General features: G+C 57.0%; 10 protein-coding genes. 1 reads left to right on the plus strand and 9 read right to left on the minus strand.

The window, feature by feature from the left end; genetic code table 11:
* Window positions 1–17: 17 nt before the first annotated feature.
* Genes aaeB through aaeX form a run of 3 tightly spaced genes read right to left on the minus strand, consistent with a single transcriptional unit; the run spans window position 18 to window position 3,134 of the window.
* Window positions 18–1,985, minus strand: a complete 1,968-nt coding sequence (aaeB, locus tag L2Y28_RS20075) for a p-hydroxybenzoic acid efflux pump subunit AaeB (protein ID WP_022649559.1) — start codon at window positions 1,983–1,985, stop codon at window positions 18–20.
* 5 nt (window positions 1,986–1,990) lie between these two features.
* A complete protein-coding gene (gene aaeA, locus L2Y28_RS20080; protein WP_022649560.1) occupies window positions 1,991–2,923 on the minus strand; it encodes a p-hydroxybenzoic acid efflux pump subunit AaeA in 933 nt (310 codons plus the stop codon).
* Between the two features lie 7 nt (window positions 2,924–2,930).
* On the minus strand, window positions 2,931–3,134 hold the full coding sequence (gene aaeX / locus L2Y28_RS20085) for a p-hydroxybenzoic acid efflux pump operon protein AaeX (RefSeq protein ID WP_003860416.1): 204 nt from the start codon (window positions 3,132–3,134) through the stop codon (window positions 2,931–2,933).
* A gap of 178 nt (window positions 3,135–3,312) precedes the next feature.
* Here aaeX and aaeR point away from each other — a divergent pair, with 178 nt between their 5' ends.
* Window positions 3,313–4,239 carry an HTH-type transcriptional activator AaeR gene (gene aaeR, locus L2Y28_RS20090; RefSeq protein ID WP_022649561.1) on the plus strand — a complete coding sequence of 309 codons (927 nt, stop codon included), beginning with the start codon at window positions 3,313–3,315 and terminating at the stop codon, window positions 4,237–4,239.
* Window positions 4,240–4,352: 113 nt separating this feature from the next.
* Here aaeR and tldD read toward each other — a convergent pair whose 3' ends face one another.
* The 6 genes from tldD to mreC all read right to left on the minus strand — a co-directional run bounded on the left by tldD (window position 4,353) and on the right by mreC (window position 13,297).
* Window positions 4,353–5,798: a metalloprotease TldD gene (gene tldD, locus L2Y28_RS20095; protein WP_022649562.1), complete on the minus strand. Its 1,446-nt coding sequence runs from the start codon at window positions 5,796–5,798 to the stop codon at window positions 4,353–4,355.
* An 83-nt stretch (window positions 5,799–5,881) separates the two neighbouring features.
* Complete coding sequence (gene yhdP / locus L2Y28_RS20100) at window positions 5,882–9,688, minus strand: AsmA2 domain-containing protein YhdP (protein WP_022649563.1); 3,807 nt, start codon at window positions 9,686–9,688, stop codon at window positions 5,882–5,884.
* Between the two features lie 42 nt (window positions 9,689–9,730).
* Entirely contained in the window at window positions 9,731–11,200 is a 1,470-nt protein-coding gene (gene rng / locus L2Y28_RS20105) for a ribonuclease G (RefSeq protein ID WP_003860405.1), read from the minus strand.
* On the minus strand, window positions 11,190–11,783 hold the full coding sequence (locus tag L2Y28_RS20110; protein ID WP_003860403.1) for a nucleoside triphosphate pyrophosphatase: 594 nt from the start codon (window positions 11,781–11,783) through the stop codon (window positions 11,190–11,192). Before L2Y28_RS20110 ends, rng begins: the two co-directional genes overlap by 11 nt.
* A 9-nt stretch (window positions 11,784–11,792) precedes the next feature.
* The gene (gene mreD / locus L2Y28_RS20115) at window positions 11,793–12,281 is read right to left on the minus strand and encodes a rod shape-determining protein MreD (protein WP_003860402.1); all 489 of its coding nucleotides are present in this window, start codon (window positions 12,279–12,281) and stop codon (window positions 11,793–11,795) included.
* Complete coding sequence (gene mreC / locus L2Y28_RS20120; protein ID WP_003860400.1) at window positions 12,281–13,297, minus strand: rod shape-determining protein MreC; 1,017 nt, start codon at window positions 13,295–13,297, stop codon at window positions 12,281–12,283. Before mreC ends, mreD begins: the two co-directional genes overlap by 1 nt.
* Window positions 13,298–13,319: the final 22 nt, after the last annotated feature.

Below are 13,319 nucleotides of genomic sequence, written 5' to 3' on the forward strand. Positions count from 1 at the left end.
CGTCGGTTTTCTCTTCGTTAGCTGTCTGTCAGCGCATTCTGGTAGCGGTGCAGCATAAACACCAGCCGCTCTACCGGCTCGGTAACCTGCGGCGGCGCTTCCCAGACTCGCAGTTTCTCCTGGTAGATATCCAGCTCCTCCAGCAGTTGCTTAAAGTAGCGGCGACGTTTGTCATCACTGGATGCCGATATCACATGGTCCGCCGTTCGCCGTAGCTGGCGGTGGAAAGCGGACAAATCGTCGTTGATCGGCACTGGCGCGTTCCGCAGACGCTGGTGCGCGATAATCATGGTTAACGCCAGACGGAAGCGAGCGACATCGCCCGGGAATTTATTCAACAGCAGGAACAGTTGCTGGTAAAGGGCCGGAAGGTGGTTCTGCTTGCGCCGCGCGGTGTTGGTGGTCAAGGACGATACGGCGGCCGACACAAACTGATTGAGCAGCACGCGCCCTGTCCGCGCCTGAGAGTTATCCCGCACCAGCAGGATCACCATCATCGCCAGGAAACAGCCCACCAGCTGGCCTAATGCGCTATCCAGGAACTGGCTGAAATGGAAGGTCATCGGGTTATCCAGCACGAGGATGTTAATCGTACTCGCCAGCGCACCTAACGATCCCAGACGGCGTTTTTGTACCTCAATCCCGATAAAGAACGCCATCACCGCCAGGCTGATACAGAGCAAAAGCATGCTTTGCTGCGTCGAGGGGATGATTACCAGGAAGTAGAGCGCGCCAATGGGTAACGCCGCAATGGTGCCGTACAGAAAATCAATAGCGACCATGCGCGGGTTGGGCAGACGCATCGCCAGCGCGGTAACGACGGCAATCATCACCATCGCGCCGCTGCCGGACGTCCAGCCGGTCCACAGCCAGAACAGCGTGCCGAGTATACAGGCCAGGGTGGTACGCCAGAAGTTAACCATCGCATGATGACGCTCGGCGGATTCCGGTTTGATCACCACTTCGCCCTGTAACACCTCTTCTTCCGCCGCACTGATTTTGGTGTTGCTAATCACGCCGCGTTTCAGAAGCAGGTAGCGCGTTGCGGCGCCAACCCAGGTATAAATGGTGACTGGCGTATCCCGTTCGCCCGTCCAGGCAATCACACGACGCATGCGTTTAAGCTGTCGATGCACGTCCTGCACCGTCTCCACAGGCTCATCAAACAGTTCGCGGAAGGTATCCGTTACCACTTCGGGGCGAGAGTTCTGAATCAGGTAGGTTTCACACGCCTGGGTGATCAGCGTTAACGAGACGGTATTGATCGCTTTCAGTCGACGATTGGCACGCTCCCAGCGGGAAGACTCCATATTGAGATTACTGCGCATCCCTTCCAGCGCCTGCGTGCGGCGCACCAGCGCGCTCCAGGCCTTGTCGACCTCTTCGCTGTCGCCGTGCTTAATGCACAGCTGCATGAGCTGGTACTGGGCAACAATCAGCGCGTCCAGCTCACGATCGACTTCCTGCTTGATGGATCGCGGAGAGAAGAGCAGATCGGCGACAATCGCGCAGACGATACCAATGACAATCTCGCTACAACGTTCCACGGCGAACTGCGGAGCAAGCAGCGGTTCACTCTGAATGGTGATGATAATAATCAGCGCGGTATATCCCGCCAGGCCCCAGGCGTACGAGTTCTCCACCTTCACCAGCGAAGAGACCCAGGTGCAAAAACCCGCCCAGATACAGCATACAATCAGCATCAGCAGCGGCGTGCGGATCATCAGGATGATAATGGTCAGGGCGGCGATACAGCCGATAAAGGTGCCGATAATACGCAGCATCCCGCGATAGCGAATTGCCCCGGAGTAAGGCTCGCCACCCGCCGCGAAGGCAGGGCCGGCGGCGACGATCGCGGCGGTCAGAACGGCCCAGCGCGGCGTTTCAAGCTGGAAATGGAAGCCAACAAACAGCGCCAGCACAATGGCGCATGCCAGCTTCACGGCGAAGCGGATGTGCTGGCTGGCGATGGAAAAAATGCCCATAGCGATCAACCAAACTCGCGCAGGCGATGGGCGATTTGACGGAAGATAGAATCCTGGCTGGCATCACGGTCTTTTTCACCGGTGATCACTACCGTCGCCGTGGTGCCTGCGGGCCAGAGGTTGCTCTGCTGCTCATCCAGACGAATGCGTACCGGTACGCGCTGCGCCAGACGAACCCACTCGAGGTTAGAATCGACGGTCGCCATCCCTTTTGAATCATTGGTACTGCTGGCGTTGGTCACCCCCGCGGCCACGCTGTCCACGGTTCCTTTCAGGACCCGGTTGCTGCCGAGCGGCGTGATTTCGGCGCGATAGCCCGAACGCACGCCTTCCAGCTTGGTCTCTTCCATATAGGCGAGGACGTAGAAAGAGTTCTGTTTCACCAGCGCCACGGCCGTAGAGCCGCGCGTGATAAACTCACCCGCATAGACGTTGAGGTTGGTTACCCAGCCATCGGACGGGGCGCGGATAACGGTACGTTCCAGATCGAGCTTCGCCAGATCGCGCGTCGCCTGCGCTTTTGCCAGCTGATGCAGCACGGTTTGCAGCACGTTATTGGACTGATCAATCTCTTCCCGGGACATGGCCTGGATGCCCAGCTTGTTACGACGTCCTGCTTCACGGCGTTTTTCAGCGGCCAGCGCGTTGTAATACGCTACGTCGGCTTCCGCTTCTTCCAGCGCTTTTTGATAGCGCGGCTGGTCGATAGTGAACAGTACCTGATCTTTTTTCACCAGCTGGTTATCGTGGACATTGACCGCCGTAATGAGACCGGCGACATCGGGTGCTATCGCGACCACCTCCGCGCTGAAACGCGCATCGCGCGTCCACGGGGATTCGGTGTAATAAACCCAGGCGCGAAAAATAGCGATGAACGCCAGGATGACCAGCGCCATAGTGATGGCAGTGCGGGAGATTTTTCTTGTTAGCGTTTTCACATCAACCTCAGACAAACATGCGCGATATTAAATAGAACAGGCAGCAATACAGCGCGGTATTGAACAATGCAGGATGCCAGACGAAATCATAAATCCCGGTAGGGACCAGCACCTTGCGCACCAGCCAGAAGATCGCCAGTGATAAAAGAAGCTCGAAAAATATCGGTGGGAACGACAGACCGAACACCACGATAACGGGAAACAGACTCATGTTGACCTTGATTAAAGAGATGCAGGTTACTGGATTATTAAGCTCACGCCGCCGCAGGAGAGCATGAATTGCCGGGCGAGAGTGGCGCAGCCGTTATGTAATTAATAATATATTAACGTAACTGTTATGCTGTTATCTATCATATGTGATCTAAATCACTTTTAAGCCAGAGTGAACAATGGAACGTCTAAAACGCATGTCCGTCTTTGCGAAAGTGGTTGAGCAAGGCTCTTTTACCGCCGCAGCACGTCAGCTACAAATGAGCGTCTCATCCATTAGCCAGACAGTGTCAAAACTGGAAGATGAGCTCCAGGTAAAGCTGCTCAACCGCAGCACCCGCAGCATTGGGCTGACGGAAGCGGGTAAAATTTACTATCAGGGCTGCCGTCGAATGCTGCATGAAGTGCAGGATGTTCACGAGCAGCTCTACGCCTTTAACAACACGCCTATCGGCACGCTGCGTATCGGGTGTTCTTCAACTATGGCACAAAATGTTCTCGCTGCCATGACGGCGGAAATGCTGAAAGAGTATCCCGGTTTAACCGTTAATCTGGTAACGGGTATTCCGGCACCGGATCTGATTGCCGATGGGTTAGACGTGGTGATCCGCGTTGGCGCATTGCAGGACTCGAGCCTGTTCTCGCGTCGACTGGGCAGCATGCCGATGGTGGTCTGCGCTTCGAAAAGCTATCTGGCACAGTATGGCGTACCGGAAAAACCTGCTGACCTGAGCAACCACTCGTGGCTGGAATACAGCGTTCGCCCAGATAACGAATTTGAACTGATCGCGCCAGAAGGGCTTTCCACCAAACTGCTGCCTGAAGGCCGCTTCGTGACCAACGATCCGATGACCATCTCACGCTGGCTGGTGGCCGGGGCCGGGATCGCCTACGTGCCGCTGATGTGGGTGATCAACGAGATCAACAGCGGCGAACTGGAGATCCTCTTCCCGCGCTACCAGTCGGATCCGCGCCCGGTGTACGCGCTCTATACCGAAAAGGACAAGCTGCCGCTGAAGGTGCAGGTCTGTATTAACTATCTGACGGACTATTTTGTGGAAGTGGCAGAGCTGTTTCAGGGGATGCGGGGAAGAAGGAAAGAGTAGGCCTCCCCCCTCACCCCGGCCCTCTCCCCAAAGGGGCGAGGGAGAAAAGACGGCACGGAGCAGTCCCCTCTCCCCGTTGGGGAGAGGGTTAGGGTGAGGGGAAAATGAAAAAATTACGCCGTGCCGCCCACCGTCAGGTTATCGACCTTCAGGGTTGGCTGGCCCACGCCTACCGGCAGGCTCTGACCCTCTTTGCCGCAAACGCCCACGCCGTTATCCAGCTTCAGGTCGTTACCCACCATGGAAATCTGCTGCATGGCCTCAATGCCAGAGCCAATCAGGGTTGCGCCCTTCACCGCTTTGGTCACTTTGCCCTTCTCAATCAGATACGCCTCTGAGGTAGAGAAGACAAATTTACCGGAGGTGATATCCACCTGGCCGCCGCCAAAGTTTGGCGCGAAGATACCGTAATCAACGGATTCGATAATCTCCTGCGGCGTGGATTTACCCGGCAGCATGTAGGTGTTGGTCATGCGCGGCATCGGCAGGTGCGCGTAGGATTCGCGACGACCGTTACCCGTTGGCGCAACGCCCATCAGACGCGCGTTAAGCTTGTCCTGCATGTAACCTTTCAGTACGCCATTTTCGATCAGCACGTTGTACTGGCCCGGCGTGCCTTCATCGTCGATAGAAATCGAGCCGCGACGGTCGAGCATGGTGCCATCATCCACCACGGTACACAGCTCGGAGGAGACAAGCTGCCCCATCTGACCGCTGAATACGGACGTCCCGCGACGGTTGAAATCCCCCTCCAGGCCGTGACCGACCGCTTCGTGCAGCAGCACGCCAGGCCAGCCTGCGCCCAGAACCACCGGCAGCGTACCGGCAGGTGCCGCCACGGCAGACAGGTTGACCAGCGCCATGCGCACGGCTTCTTTTGCCCACGCATCCGCGCGCGCTTCGCCGTCAACGTCGCCGAGGAACCAGTCGTAGCCAAAACGACCGCCGCCACCGCTTGAGCCGCGCTCGCGCTTGCCGTCGTCTTCCACCTGCACGCTGATAGAGAGGCGCACAAGCGGACGCACGTCGGCGGCCAGCGTACCGTCCGTCGCCGCCACCAGAATCAGCTCATAGACCCCGCTCAGACTGGCAGAGACTTCCTGCACGCGTTTGTCCGCCGCGCGAGCCACTTTGTCCACGCGACGCAGGATGTCCAGCTTCTCTTCGCGGCTCATGCTTTGCAGTGGGTCGATGCTGGTATAAAGCGCAGCGTGCTGCACTTCACCCAGGGTTTTCACGCGACCGTCGCCGGTATCACGCACAATGGTTCGCGCCGCCTGCGCGCTCTGCTCCAGCGCGGCCAGGCTTATCTGGTCTGCATAAGCAAAACCGGTTTTTTCGCCGCTGACGGCGCGCACGCCGACGCCCTGGTCAATGTTATAAGAACCATCTTTAATGATGCTGTCTTCTAAAACCCAGGATTCGTGATAGCTCGACTGGAAATAGAGATCGCCGTAGTCGAGGCGGCGTTCGGTCAGTTGACCAAGAATGGAGAACAGGTCCTGATGGCTCAGGCCGTTCGCTGCGAGCAAATGTTCACTTACCAGGTTCAGACTCATCGTATTGCTACTCGTTCGTTGCCGCCAGTGGCGGTATAAAATCAATATTATTGAGAGTGAGGCAATTACCTGCCCACGTCAAATCATTGCTGTGCTTCTTTGCGCGGCTGGCGCAGCACTTCATTAATCTGCGGTTTATCGATTGGGCCCGTAATGCGGTAGCGCAGAATCGAGACTTTGCTCCAGAGCGGCCCCAGCACTTTGCTGGCGGCAAATACCGCCGCGCCGATTATCGGATTGACCACAAAAGCGGTAGCAACACCCACTGTAGCGGAGATTTCCGGGGCAACAACCGCTTCCATATCCAGCTCCCGGCGCACGAGGTTCACTGATCCTTTCATGGCGATGTCCGCTTCCAGGCCGTCCAGCAGCGTATCATCGGTATGCATCACGCCGTCCTTGATCCAGGCCGTTCCGCGAATGGAGTCATAATAGAAACCGTCGTTGAAGGTATCGCTGAAATCGAAGCGCAGCTTGCGCAGCAGCGCGTCAAAGCTCAGCAGGCGCAGTATTTGCCCTGCATGACCGGTGCTAACATCGGCAATTTGTCCCTTACCAAAACGGGTTCTGAGGATACCGTTCAGCGAGGCAACGTCCGGCTGCCACGGTGCCGCGCGCCAGTGCAGATCGTAATTCACATCGAAGGACGATCCGCGAAGCGGCGTGCTGATCCCAAAGAAGTTAGCCGCTGCGTCCAGCTTGTTGCCTTTAATATCGCCCTTCAGCGAGGTGCGCTGTTCACCCGGTTTGTTCACCCACTCGCCAGCGGCGGTCATGCGGCCAAAGCCGGTATCCACCAGCCCACCAGAGAGGCTCAGCGTATTGCCCTGAATAGCAAAATCACCGTCGATACGGCCATATTTCTGTCCCCACAGCCAGCACTCCGCACAGCGCAGCTGGAGATCGGGCCAGTTGCTGAAATCCACGCGCGACGTTCCACTGCTGCTGAAAGGAGACGTACTTGTCGACTGTGTTTTAGACGCCGTAAAGGTCGGGTTGTAATAGAGATAACGGATAGCCGCCTGCCATGGCGCGTTATCGCGCATCGTCAACGAACCGTTAATTTCACGCCCCTGCGCCTCGACCTTTGAGCCGTTCACCGTCGGCCGGGAGACAATACTCAGGTTGTTCCACTGCTGCCCACCCAGCGTCAGCGCAGGCGTGCGCAAGGTAATGGACTGCGGGAACTGCGCCGTTTGATCGACGTTTTGCCCGACACCTTTCTGAAACAGTGCCAGCCACTCTGCGCCATCCATCGGCGGGAGATTCAGTTCAATGCCCGCCTGCTCCGGCAGCGGCGGCGTGGTACGGCTGTCCGTCGTCCAGATCGCCCTGTCCAGCGTCAGCTTGCGGTTAAGCAGCCAGCGGCTGTTGAAGTGGTTTGTTCCGCCAGCGTTTCCGGTTAAATCGAAGCTGTTAAGGTTGCCCGCAACCTTAACGTTGACGGGCAGTGCTTCACCGCTTTTCTTGTTCAGCGGTGCGGGAAGCTGGCTACTGAGGTTTTTTAGATCGCCCGTAATGTCGACGTTATAGCGCGCACCGGCATGATAAGGCAGGTCGATGGCGACCTTGCCATTCCATGACACCGCGCCGTCCACCGCATTCTCAATCGGCTTCGGCAGAACATCCATGCGTGACGGCTGCCAGTTCGCGTCCATATTGACCGCCACCTGGTAGGCTTTATCGCCCTCGGTGGTGGAGAAATCGATATTGACGGGTTGATTGAACCAGGTCGCTTTCAGCGGCTTACTTTTCAGATTGCCGTTAACAAAGCTGAACTGACCGCTAAGGTTTTTCAGCGTGCTGTCCAGCGGCTTGATATAGAGGCTGTTATTGTTCAGACGAACGTCGCCTTTGGCGGTGGTCATTTCACCGTCGAGCGGGATATCCAGATGTAAGCGAGCATTCACATCACCATCTAACTGCAACTGCTGGAGAGTGGCTGCCAGGGAGTCATCCAGCGGCGTATCTTCAAAATATGGGCCAACCGCTTTACCCGGCCCCTTAATATCCGCATCAATCAGCAGTTTCTCTTTGGAGTAATCCGGGATGTTTGCCGTCAGGTTGCTTGCTGTTACGCCGCCCAGCGCAACGCTGTCCGTCTTCATCCACAAGCCGTCATTCAGGAAGTTGAGTTCGATATTCAGATTCTTCAGCGCGGGCCAGTCCGGCTGGAAGGCATAGGTGGCGTTGCGTAGCGGCACCAGAACCTGGAACTGGCCTTCGTTATGCTTATACGGGAACAGGTGCGGATTGCCGCCGTAGACCAGCGTGGCGTTATCCGCCTGACCGCCCTGAATGGCGCCGCTGAGATAGTCTACCAGCGCTTTCCCCATCAGGTTTTCCGGGAAGTAGCGCCACGCCTGCGAACCATCATCCGTGCTGATGCCCGCCAGAATGCCCAGCCACGGCTCATCGCCTTCAGGCTGTAGATAACGGAAATTACCGCGGGCATGTACCGCTTTGGCTTTTACATCAATATCGCGACCATCGAGCTGAAAACCTTTGTCATTCTTCAGCCAGTTGAGGGTGGCGTTTCCCTTTTCGATCTCCAGTGGCGCACGGAAGACCGTTTCGTACGGCATTTTTGCTTCCTGCATTTCTGCCGTCAGCCTGCCGTTTTCCACGCTTCCTTCCAGTTTACCGCTGAAGTGCTCGGCACCCGGCAGCAGCTTCCACTGTTTCCATGCGAGATTTTTCCATGCCGCCTGAAAACGCGTCTTTTCCGTGGCCTGGAGCGGAATATCCAGCGCCAGCCGGTTTATCTGCCCGCTCGGCTGCGTCGCCAGCCAGATTTCGCCCAGCTCCGGGGAGAGTTTTGCGGCCATTGAACGCAACCCTTCGATCGCCGTCAGATCCAGGTTACTGGCGCGGATACGCAGCTCATCGCTGCGTTTACCGTTTATACCGCCGACGTCCTGCTCCGGCATCCACGCCAGCGTCAGTGCGCCGCGCGGCCAGGGTTTGTTATCCATGGAGATGCGCGTATCCGGAATAGCGAACTGCCAGCCGCCTTTATCCTGCGTCACGTGTGCGGTGAGGTTATCGACGGAAAGCTGATGCTGATGGTTTTCCCCCTTCCAGCTCGCGCCCCCCTGCTTAAGCCAGATATCGCCGCTGGCGAACGCCCCGTTCGTCAGGGTCATCCAGCCTTCCAGGCTGAAGCGCGCGGTTTCCAGCTGCATGTTCTGCTGTAGCCACTCACCCAGCCACGGCTTCACGTCCACATCGTCCGCCTGTAGCCACACCCTGCCGTTGTTCAGCAGGCCATTGTCGTCGCGCAGATCCATCCGCACCTGCATAACGCCGTGCTGCCCGTTCAGGCTGGAGAGATTCACCTGCCCCTCGGCGCGGTGGCGATCTTTCCCGTTTAGCCAGGTCAGCTGTGGGATCGCCAGCTCAGCGCGCTGTCCGGAAAGGGTTATAAAGCTCACTTCGCTGTCGCGGAGATCGAAATGATCGAACTGACGCAGGAAGAGATCGCTGATACGGCTGGTTTCCAGCCCACGATCGCTGTCGCCGCTTTGCAGCGGCGTGTTGGTCATCAGCTGAAGTTGCCAGAAGGTGAGATCGCGAAACTGCCAGCGCAGATGCAGCAGGCTTTGCCAGACATCCAGCGCCAGGGTGACGCGTTTGATTTTAAGATGGCCGCCATCTTTCAGGCTGGCGCTGATATCCCGCGCATCAAGCGTCGGGCCAAAGTTCTGCCAGCTTGCCTCGATATGGCTCACGTCCACCGGCAGACCGGTGGCAGATTCGATTTTTGCCAGGATCTGCGGCCGCCAGCTGTCCAGATGCGGCAAGGCGAGACGCAGCCCGCTCACGAGCAACGCGACAATCACGACCAGCGTTGCCCCTGTAAGCAGTAAAATCCCCGGCAATCGCCTCACGCGTCTCTCCTTGTCAGCCTTAAATCTCGCAGCGAACTGCGTTTACATCATGACGACGTCAAACTGCTCCTGGTTATAGAGCGGCTCAATTTGCACTTTTACCTGTTTGCCGACAAAGATTTCCACTTCCGCCAGCGCGTGCGACTCTTCCCCTTTCAGGGCCTCCGCCACCGCAGGGGAAGCATAGACCAGAAAACGGTCTGAGTCGTAGGCATGATGGACACGGACAATCTCACGCATGATCTCGTAGCAGACCGTCTCCACCGTCTTTACCGTTCCGCGTCCATGGCAGGTTGGACACTCATTACACAGGACATGTTCCACGCTTTCGCGGGTCCGTTTCCGGGTCATTTCCACCAGACCGAGCTGCGAGAAGCCATTGATGCTGGTTTTCACGCGATCTTTACTCAGCGCCTGCTCCAGGGAGTGCAGCACGCGACGGCGGTGGTCTTCATTATTCATATCGATAAAGTCGATGATGATAATACCGCCCAGATTACGCAGGCGAAGCTGGCGTGCGATGGCCTGCGTCGCTTCTATATTGGTATTAAAGATGGTGTCATCGAGGTTGCGATGGCCGACAAACGCGCCGGTGTTGATGTCGACGGTGGTCATCGCTTCGGTCTGATCAATAATCAGATAGCCACCCGATTTCAGCTCAACCTTACGCTCCAGCGCACGCTGGATCTCGTTTTCAACGTCATAGAGATCAAATATCGGCTGGCGTCCGGTGTAATGCTCCAGCAGCCCCGGCATTTCCGGGATGTACTCGGCGGTGAACTCCAGTAAGGCTTCGTACGTCAGACGCGAGTCCACGCGGATTCGGTCGAGCTGCGCATCGGCGAAATCACGTAATACGCGCTGAGCGAGCGCCAGCTCACCGTACAGCCGGTAGCGGGTCTGGTTGCGTTTTTTACGCTCCATCACTTTGGTCCAGACGCGCTTCAGATAGGCCGCATCCGAGGCCAGGTCTTCTTCGCTGATCCCTTCCGCTGCGGTACGGATAATAAACCCACCCTGCTCGTCGCAGTAGGCGCTGACCACCTTTTTCAGGCGTTCACGCTCGCTTTCGCTCTCAATACGCTGTGACACGCCGACGTGCGACGCCCCCGGCATAAAGACCAGATAACGTGAAGGAAGGGTGATGTCGGTGGTCAGACGCGCGCCTTTGGTGCCCAGCGGATCTTTTACCACCTGCACCATCAGATCCTGGCCCTGACGCACCAGCTCAGAGATGTCGCGCACGGCAAACTGCTTTTGCTCTTCGCCTGCCACGCATTCGGTATGCGGCATGATGTCGGAGGCGTGCAAAAACGCCGCTTTATCGAGCCCAATATCTACAAAAGCCGCCTGCATACCCGGCAGTACACGACTGACACGACCTTTGTAGATATTGCCTACGATTCCGCGCCGCGCTTCACGCTCAATATGAATTTCCTGAAGAATGCCACCATCAATGTAGGCCACACGGGTTTCCGATGGCGTTACGTTTACCAACAATTCAGCCGTCATAATTATCCCTTCCCTCACGCAGTGAGTTAAAATTGCTCAGCAACTCATACGTTTCCACCAGCGGTAAGCCGACTACGGCGTGATAGCTGCCATTTATCTTCCTGACAAAACAGCCACCCAACCCTTGAATACCGTATGCACCTGCTTTATCCATAGGTTCACCGCTGGCGATATAGCCGGCGATCTCCTCGTCGGTGAGGACTCTGAACGTCACTTCCGTTACCACAAGGCAATCCAGAACGTACTGGCTGTCTGCCAGCGCTACCGCCGTCATCACCTGATGGGTTTGCCCGGACATGTTACGCAGCATCCGCGCAGCATGGTCTGCGTCGCGGGGTTTCTCAAGCACCTCACCATTGAGAATGACGATGGTATCGGCCCCCAGCACCGGTAAGTCACGCGGCACGCATGCAACGCCCGCCTGCGCTTTTTCACGCGCCAGACGGGAGACATACTGCTGAGCGCTTTCGCCCTCAGCACGTTTTTCTTCGATACCGGTAACGATGCGTTCGAAGGATACACCCAACTGCGCGAGCAGTTCCTGGCGACGCGGAGAACCGGAGGCAAGATACAAAGACGTCATAGAAACCTTTTATTGCACGGCAAACTGCTGGCGAATTTTACGCATCAGCAGGAACAGCCACGGCCAGAGCACACCGTTTACTACACTACTCCAGAACACTTCCGGTCGGAAAGAGACGTTGATCACTAAAAACTCTGCCCAGAAAACAACGATATCCGCAGCGAGCGACAACAACATCACCACCAGCGCCTGTTGCCAGAGCGCAAGGTTACGAAAGAGCTGGAATTTGAGTGCAACGAGATACGCAATAATGCTCATGGATAAGGCGCGGACGCCAAGCGTAGAGCCACTGATAAGATCCAGTATGGCACCCATCACAAAACCTGTGCCGACATTTACGCGGTGCGGCAGGGCAAGGATCCAGTAGAGCAAAATGAGTAATACCCAGTTTGGCCGGAAAACAAGAATGTCGTCCGGCCAGGGCATAATTTGCAGCAACAATGCAACGAGGAATGAGAGCCAGATTACCCAGCGCCCCTGGCTACGATAACTGGCCACTACTGCCCTCCACCCGAGACTTGCGGCGGTGGCGGCGCATCCGGTAGCGGCTGCGTTAACCCCGTCGCCGGAGCCGGTACGGGCGCAGGTGGCCCCATTGCATCCGGCGCAGGCAGCACCTGCGGCATCATCTGCATCAGGCGCTCATTGGCCACGCGATGCACATCTTCCGGCGTCATCGGGTTAGCGCCGTTGCGATCGGCGCCCCATAGCAGCAGCAGGTAGCGTAAACGCTGCAAGCCAGCCGTTGGACGCGCCTGGATCACGGTGTAGGCACGTTGAGTGTCGAGCTTCACGGAAGAGACAACCGCAACCGGGTAGCCTTCAGGGAAACGACCGCCCAGACCAGACGTCACCAGCACGTCACCCACGCGGATATCCGTGTTGGCGGGCAGGTGTTCCAGTTGCAGATCGTCCGTACAACCATTACCGGCGGCAATTACGCGAATATCGTTACGCAGCACCTGAATCGGCAGTGCATGGGTGGCATCGCAAATCAGCAGCACACGGCTGGTCAGTTTGGCAACCGCCACGACCTGGCCCACAACGCCTTTATCGCTGATGACAGGCTGACCTTCGTATACGCCGTTCACGCTGCCTTTATCAATCACCACCTGATCGCTGTATGGATCGTTTACGGTGGAGATCACCTGGGTGACCATTTTCTGTTCATCCTGGCGCAGCGGCGAGCCAAGCAGTTCCCGCAGACGCGCGTTTTCCTGCTTATATTGCCCCAGCATCAGTAGCTCGCTGTTTTTCAGCAGCAGTTCCTGGCGTAATGCACGGTTTTCGAGTTCGAGCTGGTCACGCGATGAAAGCGTTTGCGACACGGAGTCGAGCAGTTCACGGGGACCATTTGAAATAAAGTAGAAAGGACTGACGGCGGTATCCATGTACGTTCGGATCTGGCTGAACGTACCGAGGCGGCTATCGGCAATAATGACCCCGAGCGCCACCAGAACCGCCAGGATCAGGCGAAACTGTAGCGACGGGCCACGGCTAAAAATTGGCTTCATAGGCTATGCGTATTCTCGCGTC

The sequence above is a fragment of the Enterobacter sp. JH25 genome, from assembly GCF_021725435.1.
Classification (GTDB): Bacteria; Pseudomonadota; Gammaproteobacteria; order Enterobacterales; family Enterobacteriaceae; genus Enterobacter; species Enterobacter intestinihominis.